The sequence below is a fragment of the Streptomyces sp. SYSU D01066-1 genome (assembly GCF_054956795.1).
In genome coordinates, this window is record NZ_JBUDHV010000027.1 from 13,930 (window position 1) to 28,280 (window position 14,351).

At 72.7% G+C, this 14,351-nt stretch carries 18 protein-coding genes and 1 pseudogene; 9 read left to right on the top strand and 10 right to left on the bottom strand.

Going from position 1 to position 14,351, the window contains the following annotated elements; all coding sequences use genetic code 11:
- Positions 1-65 precede the first annotated feature (65 nt).
- The 3 genes from ACY1JF_RS22445 (at position 66) to ACY1JF_RS22455 (ending at position 2,336) form a co-directional block, all read left to right on the top strand.
- Positions 66-203, top strand: a complete 138-nt coding sequence (locus ACY1JF_RS22445; protein WP_462706995.1) for a hypothetical protein — start codon at positions 66-68, stop codon at positions 201-203.
- A gap of 70 nt (positions 204-273) precedes the next feature.
- Positions 274-405: a hypothetical protein gene (locus ACY1JF_RS22450; RefSeq protein WP_462706996.1), complete on the top strand. Its 132-nt coding sequence runs from the start codon at positions 274-276 to the stop codon at positions 403-405.
- A 110-nt stretch (positions 406-515) separates the two neighbouring features.
- The gene (locus ACY1JF_RS22455) at positions 516-2,336 is read left to right on the top strand and encodes an ABC transporter ATP-binding protein (protein ID WP_462706997.1); all 1,821 of its coding nucleotides are present in this window, start codon (positions 516-518) and stop codon (positions 2,334-2,336) included.
- Here ACY1JF_RS22455 and ACY1JF_RS22460 read toward each other — a convergent pair.
- The 3 genes from ACY1JF_RS22460 to ACY1JF_RS22470 form a co-directional block, all read right to left on the bottom strand.
- On the bottom strand, positions 2,250-2,489 hold the full coding sequence (locus ACY1JF_RS22460) for a hypothetical protein (RefSeq protein ID WP_462706998.1): 240 nt from the start codon (positions 2,487-2,489) through the stop codon (positions 2,250-2,252). The two genes, ACY1JF_RS22455 and ACY1JF_RS22460, sit on opposite strands and share 87 nt — an antisense overlap.
- The gene (locus tag ACY1JF_RS22465) at positions 2,486-2,812 is read right to left on the bottom strand and encodes a DUF6247 family protein (protein WP_462706999.1); all 327 of its coding nucleotides are present in this window, start codon (positions 2,810-2,812) and stop codon (positions 2,486-2,488) included. The genes ACY1JF_RS22460 and ACY1JF_RS22465 overlap by 4 nt, the downstream gene beginning before the upstream one ends.
- 98 nt (positions 2,813-2,910) lie before the next feature.
- On the bottom strand, positions 2,911-3,192 hold the full coding sequence (locus ACY1JF_RS22470; RefSeq protein ID WP_462707000.1) for a hypothetical protein: 282 nt from the start codon (positions 3,190-3,192) through the stop codon (positions 2,911-2,913).
- A 116-nt stretch (positions 3,193-3,308) separates the two neighbouring features.
- Between ACY1JF_RS22470 and ACY1JF_RS22475 the strand changes: the two genes are divergently transcribed.
- Together ACY1JF_RS22475 and ACY1JF_RS22480 are read left to right on the top strand one after the other, a co-directional pair.
- Positions 3,309-4,142 carry a helix-turn-helix domain-containing protein gene (locus ACY1JF_RS22475; RefSeq protein WP_462707001.1) on the top strand — a complete coding sequence of 278 codons (834 nt, stop codon included), beginning with the start codon at positions 3,309-3,311 and terminating at the stop codon, positions 4,140-4,142.
- Positions 4,139-4,339 (top strand): DUF397 domain-containing protein, encoded by a 201-nt coding sequence (locus ACY1JF_RS22480; protein WP_462707002.1) that lies wholly within the window; start codon positions 4,139-4,141, stop codon positions 4,337-4,339. The genes ACY1JF_RS22475 and ACY1JF_RS22480 overlap by 4 nt, the downstream gene beginning before the upstream one ends.
- Here ACY1JF_RS22480 and ACY1JF_RS22485 read toward each other — a convergent pair.
- A pseudogene (locus ACY1JF_RS22485) lies at positions 4,326-5,294 on the bottom strand (pectinesterase family protein); the annotation flags it as partial. The gene ACY1JF_RS22480 and the pseudogene ACY1JF_RS22485 sit on opposite strands and share 14 nt — an antisense overlap.
- A 276-nt stretch (positions 5,295-5,570) precedes the next feature.
- Here ACY1JF_RS22485 and ACY1JF_RS22490 point away from each other — a divergent pair.
- Entirely contained in the window at positions 5,571-5,924 is a 354-nt protein-coding gene (locus tag ACY1JF_RS22490) for a hypothetical protein (protein ID WP_462707003.1), read from the top strand.
- Here the strand turns inward: ACY1JF_RS22490 and ACY1JF_RS22495 are convergent.
- From ACY1JF_RS22495 to ACY1JF_RS22520, 6 genes are all read right to left on the bottom strand, one after another.
- Complete coding sequence (locus tag ACY1JF_RS22495) at positions 5,915-7,390, bottom strand: sensor histidine kinase (RefSeq protein ID WP_462707004.1); 1,476 nt, start codon at positions 7,388-7,390, stop codon at positions 5,915-5,917. The two genes, ACY1JF_RS22490 and ACY1JF_RS22495, sit on opposite strands and share 10 nt — an antisense overlap.
- Positions 7,387-8,121 carry a response regulator transcription factor gene (locus ACY1JF_RS22500; protein ID WP_462707005.1) on the bottom strand — a complete coding sequence of 245 codons (735 nt, stop codon included), beginning with the start codon at positions 8,119-8,121 and terminating at the stop codon, positions 7,387-7,389. Before ACY1JF_RS22500 ends, ACY1JF_RS22495 begins: the two co-directional genes overlap by 4 nt.
- 50 nt (positions 8,122-8,171) lie before the next feature.
- Positions 8,172-8,357, bottom strand: a complete 186-nt coding sequence (locus ACY1JF_RS22505) for a hypothetical protein (RefSeq protein ID WP_462707006.1) — start codon at positions 8,355-8,357, stop codon at positions 8,172-8,174.
- A gap of 11 nt (positions 8,358-8,368) precedes the next feature.
- Positions 8,369-9,457, bottom strand: coding sequence for a S1C family serine protease (locus tag ACY1JF_RS22510; protein ID WP_462707007.1), 1,089 nt, complete (start codon positions 9,455-9,457; stop codon positions 8,369-8,371).
- Between the two features lie 102 nt (positions 9,458-9,559).
- A complete protein-coding gene (locus ACY1JF_RS22515) occupies positions 9,560-10,582 on the bottom strand; it encodes a LacI family DNA-binding transcriptional regulator (RefSeq protein ID WP_462707008.1) in 1,023 nt (340 codons plus the stop codon).
- Between the two features lie 287 nt (positions 10,583-10,869).
- Positions 10,870-11,658 carry a response regulator transcription factor gene (locus ACY1JF_RS22520; protein WP_462707009.1) on the bottom strand — a complete coding sequence of 263 codons (789 nt, stop codon included), beginning with the start codon at positions 11,656-11,658 and terminating at the stop codon, positions 10,870-10,872.
- Between the two features lie 165 nt (positions 11,659-11,823).
- On the opposite strand from ACY1JF_RS22520, the gene ACY1JF_RS22525 reads away from it, so the two are divergent.
- From ACY1JF_RS22525 to ACY1JF_RS22535, 3 genes are all read left to right on the top strand, one after another.
- Positions 11,824-12,660, top strand: a complete 837-nt coding sequence (locus tag ACY1JF_RS22525) for an alpha/beta hydrolase (RefSeq protein WP_462707010.1) — start codon at positions 11,824-11,826, stop codon at positions 12,658-12,660.
- Between the two features lie 69 nt (positions 12,661-12,729).
- Positions 12,730-12,984: a MoaD/ThiS family protein gene (locus ACY1JF_RS22530; protein ID WP_462707011.1), complete on the top strand. Its 255-nt coding sequence runs from the start codon at positions 12,730-12,732 to the stop codon at positions 12,982-12,984.
- 10 nt (positions 12,985-12,994) lie between these two features.
- The gene (locus tag ACY1JF_RS22535) at positions 12,995-14,284 is read left to right on the top strand and encodes a hypothetical protein (protein WP_462707012.1); all 1,290 of its coding nucleotides are present in this window, start codon (positions 12,995-12,997) and stop codon (positions 14,282-14,284) included.
- Positions 14,285-14,351: the final 67 nt, after the last annotated feature.

Here is a 14,351-nt window from a genome sequence, read left to right on the forward strand (position 1 = left end):
ACCGCACCGCACCCGTCACACCTCACCCACACCGCAGTACAGAGCAGTACAGAGAGGAACCACTCATGAGCTTCCACAAGGTCACCCCCGTGAAGAAGAGCAACCGCAAGGCCGCCGTCCAGCCGGCGAAGAAGGCCGCCGTGAAGAAGGCCGCTTCGAAGCAGGCCGCCGCGAAGCGCCGCCCGGTCTCCCGCCAGGGCTGAGCCGCACCGCACCGCACCCGTCACACCTCACCCACACCGCAGTACAGAGCAGTACAGAGAGGAACCACTCATGAGCTTCCACAAGGTCACCCCCGTGAAGAAGAACAGCCGCAAGGCCGCCGCCCAGCCCGCCAAGAAGACCGCCAAGTCGGCACCGAAGAAGGCCGCGCAGAAGCGCCGCCCGGTCGGCGACAAGGGCTGAGTCGCAGGACTGGGTCACGAGGCTGAGGCCGCTCACGAGGCGGGGCCGCCGGAGCGTACGCGCTCCGGGGCCCCGCCTCGGGCACGTCCGGAGCAGAGAAGGAACCGATCATGAGGGAAGTCCGCGCGGCGTTCCGCCGCTTCTGGCCGCTGACCCGCGGCGACCGCCGCTGGCTGGTGGTCATCGTGGCCTGCGTGGTGGTCGCCGCGCTCGCCGAGACCGCGTCGATCCTGCTCTTCGCGGAGCTGACGGACCACGCCCTGAAGGCCGGTTCGCTCGCCGCCTTCTGGGGACCGGCCGGCGGCTGGCTGGCCGTCGCCGTGCTCGGCGCGGTGGTCGGCTACCTCGGCAACTCCCTGGCCACCTGGACCGCCGAGAGATTCGTCCTGCGCCTGCGCGCGGGAGTCTTCCGCCACCTGCAGACCCTGCCCCCGCACTTCTTCCAGCGGCACCGGCGCGGTGACCTGGTGGAGCGGATGACGGGGGACGTGGAGGCCATCGAGCAGATGGTCGTCTCCGGGGTCGTCGGCACGGTCTCCGCCGCCTTCTCGGCGGTGTTCTACGCCGCCGCCGCGCTCTGCCTCCGCTGGGACCTCGCCCTGGCCACCTTCGTCCTGGCCCCCCTCTTCCTCCTCGCCGCCCGCCGCTTCGCCGGACGGATCAAGAAGGCGTCCACGGACGAGCGGGTCGCCGACGGCGCGATCACGTCGGTGGTGGAGGAGGCCCTCGGCAACGTGGTCCTCACCCAGGCGTACAACCGGCACGGCGCGGAGGAGGCCCGCCTCGACCGCGAGGCCCGCGCCTGGCTGAAGGCGTCGGTGCGGGGCGCCCGGCTGAGCGAGCTGTACGAGCAGTTCGTCGAGGTCGTCGAGACGCTGTGCGTGCTGGCCGTCATCGGCCTGGGGGTCTGGGAGATCTCCGCCGGCCGCATGACCCTGGGCCAGCTGCTCGCCTTCGCGGCCTTCATCGGCTACCTTTACCCGCCGGTCCGCAGCCTCGGCCAGCTCGGCCTGACCCTCACCGCGGCCACCGCCGGCGCCCAGCGGCTCGGCGAGATCCTGGACGCCAGGCCCGCCGTGACGGACCCGGCCGCCCCCGTCACGCCGGGCCCGGTCCGCGGCTGGGTCGCCTTCCACGACGTGACCTTCCGCTACCCGGAGGCCGGCCGGCCCTCCCTCAGCGACCTGGCCTTCACGGCCCGCCCCGGCGAACTGGTCGTCGTCACCGGCCCCAGCGGCGCCGGCAAGTCGACCCTGGCCAAGCTGCTGACCCGCTTCTACGACCCGACGGCGGGCGCGATCTGCCTGGACGGCGTCCCGCTGCGGGACCTGCGCCTCGACTTCCTGCGGGAACAGGTGACCCTCCTGCCCCAGGAAACCCTGATCCTGCACGGCACGATCCGCGAGAACATCGCGTGCGGGCGCCCCGGCGCGACGCGGGAGGAGATCGAGGCGGCGGCGCGCGCGGCGGCGGCCCACGACTTCGTCGCGGCCCTCCCCGACGGCTACGACACCCTCGTCGCCCCCGGCACGGCGGCCCTCTCCGGCGGCCAGCTCAAGCGGCTGACCATCGCCCGCGCGATGCTCCGCGCCTCCCCCGTCCTGATCCTCGACGAACCCACCGCCGGCCTCGACGCGATCGCCGCCCGCCAGGTGGTCCAGCCCCTGCGCCGCCTGATGTCCGGCCGTACGACGCTGATGATCACCCACGACCTGACCCTGGCACCGGACGCGGACCGCATCCTGGTGGTGGACGGGGGCCGGCTGGTGGAGTCGGGGACGCATGCCGAACTGGTCGCGCGGGGCGGGACGTACGCCGGTCTCGTCGGCGCACCGGGGCCGGGCTCAGAGGGCCACCATGTCGATGACGTTGATCACGACGTGCTGGTTGGACACCACGTAGGTGATGAAGCCGCCGTGGAACGAGGCTGACCAGCTGTTGTCCCGGTTGCTGGTCGCGGGTGCGCCGAACGGATTGAGGCCGAGCCGCTTCTCCAGCGACTCCAGGGACACGCGCTGGGGCGGACTCAGCGCGGCCTTGCGGCGGGCGGCGCGGTCGACGTACCTGATCGCGTACGGGCTCACCCGGACCTGCCCGCGTCGACGGGCCGGTTCTCGGCGTCGTAGGCGTTCCCGTCCGCGTCACGGAAGACCAGGCCCTGGGTGTCTCCCTCGCTCAGGCGCTTGACCGTCTGCTCCACCTCGTCCAGGTAGCCGGGGGTCGCGCAGGCGCAGGCGAAGGGGAACCACTTGTCGGTCACGGCGTCGAGTCCGGACCGGTCGAACTCCGCCGCCGCGCTGAGCCAGTCCCGCTCGAAGGCCTGGAGCCAGTCGGGACGCCGTTGCAGGGCCGTCCGAATGGCGTCGGGTGTTCTTTCGCAGGACCGGGAGTCCACCTCGGGAGCCATGATCGGTCTCTTTCCTCCGGCGGGGGCGGTGCGGGGCGTCTGGAGCTCCACCGTAGAACGTGCCGGGCGCCGGATGCCGGAGGTTGCGGCCGACGGCCTCACGACCGCTCCTGCGGGATGCGCCCTCCCCGGCTGACCGCGACCCGCATCACGTCCTCCAGCGACTCCGCGGTCCGCGTCAGCGCGAAGCGGACGGCGCGTTCGCCGGCCGCCTGGTCGGCCAGTACGGCTCTGGCTCCCGCCAGCACCTGGGCGCCGGACGCCAGCCGGTCCTCCTCGATGTCGTCGGCGACCCGGGACATCAGGGTGTCGGAGCCGTCGGTACTGAGGTAACAGGGGTTGCCTTCGGGGGTGGTCCAGGGCAGGAGGCGGTAGGTCATGGGAGCTCCTCGCGAGTAGGTGATCACTCTTGGCGCCTCCACTGTCACTGTCCGTGCGTACTCTCGTGAAGAGGGCTGGCGTTGTCCGTGCGCCAGGCAAGGCAGAGGGGGGCGGTATGGGCGAACTTTCACTCGGCGAAGGGGTGTCGAAGCGGGTGCGCTTGGGGCGGACGCTTCGGTTCCTGCGGGAGAAGGCGGGCAAGTCACTGGGGCAGCTGGCCGAGGAGACGTCGTACGACAAGAGCTATCTGTACCGCCTGGAGACGGGCGAACGGCTCTCCAAGCGGGCGGTCATGGAGGACCTGGACCGGTACCACGGCTCGGGGGACCTGTTGGTGGGCTTGTGGAGTGACGCCCGGAAAGAGGTCATCAAGGGCCAGTACCAGGGATACACGGAACTGGAGTCGACGGCGCGGGTCATGTGGAAGTTCCAGCTACGAGTGCCGGGGCTGCTGCAAACCGAGCAATACGCGCGGGCGGTGTTGTCAGGGTTGTCCCGCGCCCAGACGGCGGTCGGCAACGGCGATGCGGCAGAGGAGCAGGTGGCCGTGCGCATGGGACGTCAGGACCTCCTGCGCCGGGTCCCGGCGCCGGACATCCGGGTGATCTCGGATGAAGGAGCGGTACGGCGTCCGGTTCCCGACACGAAGGTGTGGGCCGACCAACTGTCGCACTTGGTGGACGCGGCGGAACTGCCGTCGGTCGCTCCGCAAGTGCTTCCCTATGCGGTTGGCGTGCACGACCTGATGAACAGCGACCTGACTCCGATGTGGCAACGCGTAGGCGACCCGGTCGCCTACGTGGAGGGCAACGGCTTCGGTGAGTCGACCGACGATCCGGACAAGGTCTTGTCCTTTCGCCTGTCTTACGATCTGGTCAGAGATGCGGCGCTGACTCCGGAGGAGTCGACGGCGTTTCTCAAGCTCCTTCTGAAGGAGTGCGAAACATGAACCGGACGCCCGACCTCACCACGGCCGTGTGGCGCAAGTCGTCCTACAGCGACGGCGGCGGAACGAACTGCGTCGAGACAGCCGAAGGCACCTCCGCCCTCGTCCCCGTCCGAGACAGCAAAGTCCCGGACGGGAACGTCATCCTCGTCCGGCGGGACGCCTGGGCGGCGTTCGTCGGCGCGGTCAGGAAGCCGTAGGCGTCCAGTCGCCGAGCCAGTCCGCGACCTCCTGGCCGGCTGCCTGCGCGTCGGTCAGGAAGGGGCGGTCGGCGGAGGCCGAGCCCGCGCCCGCGCCGGTGTTCTTGTACTCGGCGAAGCGGTCGTCCTTCCAGGAGAAGCCGCTCATGTCGGTCCACGGCGTGGACTTGATCGCCGCGCTGAGGTTGGTGTTGCGGACCGTCGTCTGGGGGTCGAGGGTGGCGTCACCGCCCGCGTGCCAGGGGCGGCCGAGGTAGAAGGAGGCGCTGGAGACGTCGCCGTTGACCGTGGAGTCGGCGATCAGGATGCCCTTGCGGTCGGCGGCCGTGCTGGGGGCGGTGACGTAGCCGGCGGAGGAGCCGTCCCAGCGTTTGCGCAGGGTGATGACGGAGCGGTCGATCACGGCCGTGGCGCGGCCGAAGATGAAGTCGACGTTGCCGAGGACGTAGGAGTCCGAGACGTAGACGCGGCCCAGCTTGTCCTTGGCGGCCGTGTCGAGGAGCAGGGTGTCCTGGTCGCCGGTGACGATGACGCCGTCCAGGAAGACCTTGTCCGCGGCGGTGCGCAGGGCGACCGCCTGGTGACCGGAGAGGGACTGGTTGGCGGCCTCGTCGAAGTCGTTGGTGATCGAGAGGTTGCGGGCCTGGAAGTCGTCGGCCTCGACGGCGACCGTGGCGCTGCCGCTGGTGCCGTAGGTGCCCGAGCCGTCGGGCTTCTGCGTGCCGGCCGCGTTGTTGTAGACGATCACCGTGTCCTTGCGGGACGCGCCCGTGCCCTGGATGGTCACGTGCGGCTTGTTGGACGGGACCTTGACCAGCTCGCGGTAGGTGCCCGGGGCGACGGCGATGACGACACGGGAGGCGTTGTTCGCGGGGACGGCGTTCACCGCGGCCTGCACGGTCGTGTACTGGGCGGAGCCGTCCTTGGCGACGGTGAGGGTGGTAGCGGCGGCACTCACGGCGTCCGTGGCGACGCCGTCGGCCTCCGCCGCGCAGGCCAGGGCGGCGGCGGTCAGGGTCAGCGGGAGGAGGGCGGTCAGGGCGGTGCGGCCATGGGGGTGGCTCATCGGCTGCTTCCGATCAGTGCGGGTGCGTACATGACACCTACTGGTCGCAGCCGGGCGGCGCGAGGTTGCCGCGTCCGGGGCGTGGTCGCCGGGTAAGGCGGCATCGGGCTCCCGGCGCTGCGGCTATGGTCGTGGACACGGCGCACCGAAGGAGGCACATCGATCATGAGCGTCCACGCCTCGGACTCCCGAGCGGCCGTCCCGCCCATGCCGGAGCGGAGCCCCAAGGCGCTGCGTGCGGCCATCGCCCAGTACGCCCCGCACCTGCTCGCCGACTTCGACGAGCACTGGACGTGGGCCGTCTCCGAGGCCTACGACATCAGCACGGTGCCCGCGTTCATGGCTCGCTGGTGGGGCGCGTACGCGATCGCTCGTGATCCCGCGCTGGAGGCCCATCTGAGGGGTCTTGAGCACCGTGCGGCGGAGTCGGCGGACCTCTCCCGGGCCAGGGCACTCCTCGAAGAGGCGTCCCGCATCCGCTACCGGGCGCAGCGAGCGGAGCCCGCCGGTCACGCCTGACCCCCGTCCTCCCCGTCCCCCTCCGGCGTGGACTCCGGCGGCGGCACCGGTGCCCCCGGCAGCCGGATCGCCGCCACCGTGCCGGCGCCCTCGGGGGCCGGGGCGAGGGCGACCTCGCCGCCCGCCTGCTGGACCGTGCGGGCCACGATGGACAGGCCGAGGCCCGAGCCGGGCAGGGAGCGGGCCGACTCCGAGCGCCAGAAGCGGTCGAAGACGTGGGGGAGTTCGGACGCGGCGATGCCGGGACCGTGGTCGCGGACGGTGAGCGTGCCGGCGGCCAGGCGGACGTCGATCGTGCCGCCCTCGGGGCTGAACTTCACGGCATTGTCCAGGATGTTGACCACCGCCCGTTCCAGCGCGGCCGGCTCGGCGCGCACGTACCAGGGCTCGACGTCCGCCGTGATGGTCAGCTCGGGGCCGCGCAGGCGGGCCCGGCGCAGGGCCGACTCGACGACCTCCTGCCAGGCGACGATCTGGGTGCGGCCCGCGTGCTGGCCGGTGTCGGGGCGGGAGAGCTCCTGGAGGTCGCCGATGAGGGCGGCCAGTTCCGTCATCTGCGCCTTCACCGAGGCGAGCAGCGCCTTGCGGTCGGCCTCCGGGATCGGGCGGCCGGTCTCCTCGCTGCGGGTGAGCAGTTCGATGTTGGTACGGAGGGAGGTGAGCGGCGTGCGCAGCTCGTGGCCGGCGTCCGCGATCAGCTGCTGCTGCAGCTCGCGGGAGTTGGCCAGGGACGACGTCATGGAGTTGAAGGAGTGCGAGAGGCGGGCGATCTCGTCCTCGCTGTCGTCGTCCACCGGGATGCGGACGCTCAGGTCCTCGGTGCGGGCGACGTGCTCGACGGCCTCGGTGAGCTTGTCGACGGGGCGCAGGCCCGCGCGGGCGACGGCCAGCCCCGCCGCGCCGGCGCCGACCACGCCGATGCCGGAGACGAGCAGGAGCAGCAGCGCCAGGTCGTTCAGGGTGGACTGGGTGCCGTCCAGGGGCACGGCGGCGATGAGGACCGCGTCGGCACGGGCCTGGGTGCGCTGGTCGGTCAGCGGCAGCGACACCGTGAGCACGCGCAGGGCCTTGCCGTCCTCGGCGGTGCCGTTGCGCAGGATGCCCTCACCGGCCGAGGACTGCCGCATCACCTTCTCGTCGGCGTCGGTCACCTTGACCTCGCCGTAGGAGTTGGTGAACAGGCAGGTGGTGCCGTCGGCGGTGACGATCTGCGAGTAGGTGGTGCCGAAACCGCCCTCGCGGGGGGTCTGCGTGCAGGTGGCGAGGGCCTCCCGGATCTGGCCGACCTGCTTGGGATCGGTGAGGGCGGTGGCCTTCCTCAGATCGGCGTCGAGCTGGTCGTACAGCTTCCCCTGCACGATGAACCAGCACGTCACCGACACCGCCGCCACGGCGAAGGCCACCGCCGCGGCCACCAGCAGGGCCAGCCGCGAGCGCAGGGGCAGGGAGCGCAGGCGCTTGATCACTCCGCGCCGCCCTGGCGCAGCACGTACCCGACGCCGCGCACGGTGTGCACCAGGCGCGGCTCGCCGCCCGCCTCGGTCTTGCGGCGCAGGTACATCACGTACACGTCGAGGGAGTTGGACGAGGGCTCGAAGTCGAAGCCCCAGACCGCCTTGAGGATCTGCTCCCGGGTGAGCACCTGGCGCGGGTGCGCCATGAACATCTCCAGCAGCGTGAACTCGGTGCGGGTCAGCTCCACGGAGCGCCCGGCGCGGGTGACCTCGCGGGTGGTCAGGTCCATGGTGAGGTCGGCGAAGGAGAGGACGTCGTCGTTCTCCGGGGCGGCGGCCTGCGCCGCCGCGTAGGAGCTGCGGCGCAGCAGGGCCCGGACGCGGGCGAAGAGCTCGTCCAGTTCGAAGGGCTTGACCAGGTAGTCGTCGGCGCCGGCGTCCAGGCCGGTGACCCGGTCACCGACGGTGTCGCGGGCGGTCAGCATCAGGATCGGGGTGGTGTCGCCGGTGGCGCGGATGCGGCGGGCGGCGGTCAGGCCGTCCATCCGCGGCATCTGGATGTCGAGGATCAGCAGGTCGGGCCGGTGCGCCGCGGCCTTCTGCAGGGCGTCGGCGCCGTCCACGGCGACCTCGGTCCCGTACCCCTCGAAGGCGAGGCTGCGCTGGAGCGCTTCGCGGACCGCCGGTTCGTCGTCGACGATCAGGATGCGCTGGGTGTCACGGTCGCCGTCTGCGGGGCTCATGGCTCGGTGTTCCTCGGGTGCGGTGGGGGACGGGGCTTGACCCCTTCAGCCTAAGCGGGGACTCGGCCGCGTACGGCGGTGCGGGGGCGGGCCGGGGCGCGGTGGGCCCGGGGGCGGCGGGGCGCCGGCCCGGGCGCCCGGGGCGCCGGCGGGTGCGGTGCCGACGCCACCTCCAGGGCCAGGGCGGACCCGGCCGGGTCGGTGCCGGTGACCGGGTGGGAGACCTGCTCGATCATGGCGATGCCCCTCAGCTGTCGGTGCCGCCGGCCCGCAGGGTGTCCAGGTCGGCCTTGACGGTGTTGATCGGGATCGCGAAGCCCAGGCCCACGCTGCCCGCCTCGGACGAGGACGAGGAGGAGCCGGAGGCCGAGTACATCGCGGAATTGATGCCGATGATGTTGCCGTTCATGTCGATCAGCGCGCCGCCGGAGTTGCCCGGGTTGAGGGAGGCGTCGGTCTGGATCGCCTTGTACGTCGTCGTGGACGAGCCGGTTTCGCCGTTGAACTGCTGGCCGCCGAACTCGAACGGCCACTGGCCGCTGCCGCCGCCCTGCTGTTGCTGCTGCTGGCCCTCGTCCGTGGAGACGGTCACGTCACGGTCCAGGGCGGAGACGATGCCGCTGGTCACCGTGCCGGTCAGGCCCTCGGGGGAGCCGATCGCCACCACCTCGTCACCGACCTGCACGCCGTCCGAGTCGCCGAGGGTCGCCGCCGTCAGCCCGGAGGCGTTCTCCAGCTTGATCAGGGCGAGGTCCTTGGAGGCGTCGGTGCCGACGACCTCCGCGGTGTACTCCTCGCCGTCGCTGGTGGAGACCTTGACGGAGGTGGCGCCGGAGATGACGTGGTTGTTGGTGATGATCTCGCCGTCACTGGTGATGATCACGCCGGAGCCGGTGGAGGAACCGGCGGAGGAGGTGGCGCTGATCTCGACGATGCTCGGGCTGACCGCCTTGGCGACCCCGGAGACCGTGCCCTTCTGGCTGGACGGCACCACGCTGGTGCTGGTGGAGCTGGAGACGACGGTGTCGCTTCCGGTCAGCTCCTGGATGCCGTAGGCGGTGCCGCCGCCGACCGCCGCCGCGACGATCGCCACCGCGGCCAGCAGGGCGAAGGGCCGCCGGGCGCGCTTCTTCGGCGCCCCGTCCCCGGCGAGGGGCGGCTGCGCCGGCGGGGGCGGCCACTCGGGGTTCACGGGCGAGGTCTGCGCCTGCTGCTCCCCCGGGTGGTCCTCCTGCCGGTGCTGAGCGTGGACGTGCTGCTGGGCGCCCTCGTAGGGGTTGGCGTACGGGTTCTCGGAGGTCTCGTACTCGCCGCTGCGGCGGATGCTCTCGGTCATGTCCACGAGCATCGCCGCCGACGATGAGAGCGCGCTGAGGGCTGACTGAGAAGCCCGGCAGAAGCTCGTATGCCCGATATGAAGGCCCCGGCGGAGGGGGGATCACCCGCAGCCGCAGGACCGGCGGACCACCAGCCGGGACGGGAACACCCGCAGCCGCTCGCCCCGCGAACCGGCGATCCGCAGCCCGTCGTCCAGGACGAGGTCCACGGCCGCCCGCGCCATCGCGGAGCGGTCGGAGGCGACCGTCGTCAGGCCCGGGTCGGCCAGTGCCGCCTCCTTGATGTCGTCGAACCCGGCCACCGCCAGCTCGCCCGGCACGTCCAGGCGCAGCTCGCGGGCGGCGCGCAGCACGCCGATCGCCTGGTCGTCGGTGGAGCAGAAGACCGCGGGCGGGCGGTCCGGCCCGGCGAGCACCTCCAGCGCCACCTGGTAGGCGTCGTAGCGGTTGTACGGGGCCTCGAAGAGCCGGCCCTCGGTGGACAGCCCGGCCTCCCGCATCGCGCGCCGCCAGCCCTCGACGTGGTCGGAGACGGGGTCCCCGACGGACGGGGTCTCGGCGGTGCCGCCCATGCAGGCGACGTAGTCGTGGCCGTGCTCCAGCAGGTGGCGTACGGCGAGCTGGGCGCCGCCGAGGTCGTCGGTGACGACGGCCGCCTCGTCGATCCCCTCGGGGCGCTCGTGCAGCAGCACGACCCGGGCGTCCCAGGCCTCGATCTCGGCGGCGGCCAGGTCGTTCAGCGCGTGGCTGGCGAGGATCAGCCCCGAGACCCGCATGCCGAGGAACGCCCGCAGGTAGTGCACCTCGCGCTCGGCCACGTAGTCGGTGTTGCCGACCAGCACCATCTTGCCGCGCTCGGCGGCGGCCCACTCGACCGCGTGCGCCATCTCCCCGAAGAAGGGCTGGCGGGCGTCCGGGATGATCAGGCCTATGAGGTCGGTGCGGCGCGACGCCATGGCCTGGGCGACCCGGTCGGGCCGGTACCCCAGCTCCTCGATCGCGGCGAGGACACGCTCGCGCGTGGCCGGGGCGACCGGCCGGGGTCCGTTGTTGATGACATAGCTGACCACGGCAGTGGAAGTCCCTGCCAGCCGCGCCACATCGTCCCGAGTCACCTTGGCCACGCGCGGAGTCTACGCGGATGGACCAGTTCAGGGGCAGGGGGAGGAACCGCGTCCTGGGCCGGGCGGCGCGAAGCGCCGCGCCACCGCTGCGTCCGCCTGGCCGTGGAGCGGCCGTGGCCGTGGAGCGGCCGGGGGCCGCTCACGGGCGTGGTGAGTCCGGGCCGGCAGTGCCGGGCTCGCTCGACGGGCCGGGCCGACGGCCCCTGCCCCGGCCCCGCGACCGCGGGCCGGGGCCGGACGCGGACGCGGCGTCACACCCAGTGACGCCCGTCGTGCGAGCCGGGACCTCAGTCCCGGGCCGTCGACACCGTGGCCGCGCCCTCGCCGGCCTCGGCGGCGCTCTCCGCCCCGGCCCCGGCCCCGGAGTCCTCCGCCGGCCGGCCCGGCTTCTCGGCCTTCTCCGGCTTCTCGGGCGTCACGAACCGGTAGCCGACGTTGCGCACGGTGCCGATCAGCGACTCGTGCTCGGGGCCGAGCTTGGCGCGCAGCCGCCGTACGTGCACGTCGACCGTGCGGGTGCCGCCGAAGTAGTCGTAGCCCCAGACCTCCTGGAGGAGCTGGGCGCGGGTGAAGACCCGGCCCGGGTGCTGCGCGAGGTACTTCAGCAGCTCGAACTCCTTGAAGGTCAGGTCCAGCACCCGGCCCTTGAGCTTGGCGGAGTACGTCGCCTCGTCGACCGACAGGTCGCCGTTGCGGATCTCCATCGGGGAGTCGTCGGCGACGATCTGCTGGCGGCCCATGGCCAGGCGCAGCCGGGCCTCGACCTCGGCCGGTCCGGCGGTGTCGAGGAGCACGTCGTCGATGCCCCAGTCGGCGGTGACGGCGGCCAGACCGCCCTCGGTGACGACCAGGACCAGCGGACAGCCGGGGCCGGTGGAACGCAGCAGCTGGCACAGGCTGCGCACCTGCGGCAGGTCACGGCGGCCGTCGATCAGGATCACGTCGGCCCCGGGGGTGTCCACCAGGGCGGGGCCCTCGGCGGGGGCCACGCGCACGTTGTGCAGCAGCAGTCCGAGGGCGGGCAGCACCTCCGTCGACGGCTGGAGGGCGTTGGTCAGGAGCAGCAGAGAACTCATACGTCGGGTTCCTCCTCGGTCCCTGCGAGGACGTTTGCGTTTTTGCTCTGCGATCCCGGGGCTCCGTACACCTGCGGTTTCCCGCCTCGTATACAACGCTTCCGAAAGCACAAAAGGACCCGGGGGCTTCGCTGCCCGAGTCCTCTGCCCAGCACAATAGCCGACATGAGCGACGGTCCGGCAGGTCATGTGGCACGTTCCACCCCCCGTCCGCATTCCGAGACGGTTCACCGGCGGCCTTTCCGGGAGTGTTTGCGCACGTCCGACGGGGTGCGAATCGATTTCGTATACGACCCTCCGCGACTTGTATACGAAAGCTCCCGGCCGCCCTGCCGTGACCTCGTGTTCGTCGTCGCGCACGGGTTCACGGGCGACGCGGACCGCCCGCACATCCGCCGGATCGCCGCTGGACTGACCCGGTACGGGGCCGTCGCCACGTTCTCCTTCCGCGGCCACGGGGCGTCCGGCGGGCGCTCCACGGTCGGCGACCGCGAGGTGCTGGACCTGGCCGCGGCGGTCGACCGGGCCCGCGGCCTCGGGCACGCGCGCGTGGTGACCGTCGGCTTCTCCATGGGCGGCTCGGTGGTGCTGCGGCACGCGGCGCTGCACGGGGGCGTCGACGCGGTGGTCTCGGTCAGCTCACCGGCCCGCTGGTACTACCGGGGCACCGCCGCCATGCGGCGCCTGCACTGGCTGGTGCTGCGCCCCGAGGGCCGGCTCGTCGGCCGCTACGCCCTGCGCACCCGCATCCACGACCGGGACTGGGACCCGGTGCCGCTCTCCCCGGTCGAGGCGGTGCCGAGGATCGCGCCGGCGCCGCTGCTGATCGTGCACGGCGACAGGGACGGCTACTTCCCCCTCGACCACCCCCGGATGCTGGCCGAGGCCGCCGGTGACCACGGCGAACTCTGGCTGGAGCCCGGCATGGGCCACGCCGAGCACGCCACCACGGCCGGACTCCTGGGCCGTATCGGGGACTGGGCCGTCTCCCGGGCGGGCTAGCCTGACGGTGCCCGCAGCCCGTCGGCGGAGAAGGCCGGCGGGGTCGACAGAGGAACCAGAAGGACTCAGATGGCAAAGGTCACGGTGCGCTACTGGGCCGCCGCGAAGGCCGCCGCCGGGACGGCCGAGGAGCCGTACGAGGCGGACACGCTCGCCGCGGCGCTCGACGCCGTGCGCGCGCGGCACTCCGCCGAACTGGCACGCGTGCTGCCGCGCTGCTCCTTCCTCGTCGACGGCGATCCCGTGGGCACGCGCGGACATGAGACGGTACGGCTGGCCGACGGCGGCACGGTCGAGGTGCTCCCGCCGTTCGCAGGAGGGTGACGACCGACCGATGACGAACCAGCCGTTCGACGAATTCGACAGACACGAGCCGCCGCGGTGGCAGGGGCCCGCGCAGGGGTACGACGACCCGCACGAGGCCGAGCAGTACACGCAGCAGTGGCAGGGGCAGACCTGGGAGACGGCCGTGCAGCCGCCGGTGCCGGCGGCCCCGGCGGAGGAGACGGCGTACCTGCCGCAGCAGCAGTACCAGCAGCAGCCACAGCCACGGCAGTACCAACAGCCGCAGCAGTACCAGCCGCAGCCCCAGCAGCCGTATCAGCAGCCGCAGCAGTACGGGCAGCAACACGGGCAGCCGCGGCAGTACGGGCAGCCACACGGGCAGCCGCGGCAGTACGGGCAGCCACACGGGCAGCCGCAGCAGTACCCGGCGCAGAGCTACACGCCGCCGCCGCAGCCGTACGAGCCGGCCCAGCCGCAGCCCCAGCCGTACGAGCCGCCGCGGCCGCAGCCGTACGAGCCGCCCCCCGCGGCGGAGCCCGCGGCCCCGGACACCGGGTACGGTCCCGCCACCATCGCCGGGAACGCCCGGATCACCGATGCCCAGCGGGCCCGCGCCGAGGGCCGTTCGCCGATCATCGAGCCCGGCGGGCAGCCGGCCGCGCTCACCGCTCTGCTGGGGCTGCTGCTGGCCGGTGCCGCGGCGGTCGGCAGCTACGCCCTGCTCGTGCCGCTGGTCGTGCTCCAGGCGGTCACCGCGGCGGGCTGGTTCCGGCTGAACGGCATGTGGCCGGCCCGGCAGGGCATCGCGCTGGGCTTCCTCGGCGCGCTGGTCGCGGACGCGGCGCTGCTGGCCTCCGACCGCTCCCCGGCGGCCCTGCTCGGCACGATCGCGGTGTGGGTGCTCCTCTCCCTCGTCCTGCACCTGCGGTCGCACGCCGATCCGGACGAGCGGATGTACGGCCTGACGGCCACCGTCGTCGCCTCGGCGCTGGCGATCGTGGCGGGCGGCTGGCTGGCGGCCGACGCGGACGCGGTGACGGCCGGCGCGATCGCGGTGGCGGTCGCCGCCCTGGTCCGCGTCCTGCCGTTGCCGACGCCGGTGTCGGTGGCCGTGGCGCTGCTCGCCGCGGCCGGTGCCGGGTTCGCGGCCGGCGGGGTGACGGACCTCGGCTCGTCGGGGGCGCTGCTCGGGGCGGGCGCGGCGGTGTGCGCGCTGGTCGGTCACCGGGTGGCGAGCTACGACTATCCGTCCCGGTTCGTACACTTCACCGCGGGTGTGGCCCTGCCGCTGAGCGCGGCGGCTCCGGCGGTGTGGGCGCTCGGGCGGGTGCTGGGCTGACCGTGCCGCCGTCCGGCACTGTCACAGATGATCGACGGATTCTCCGGGGTCGGCCGGGGGCGGCTAC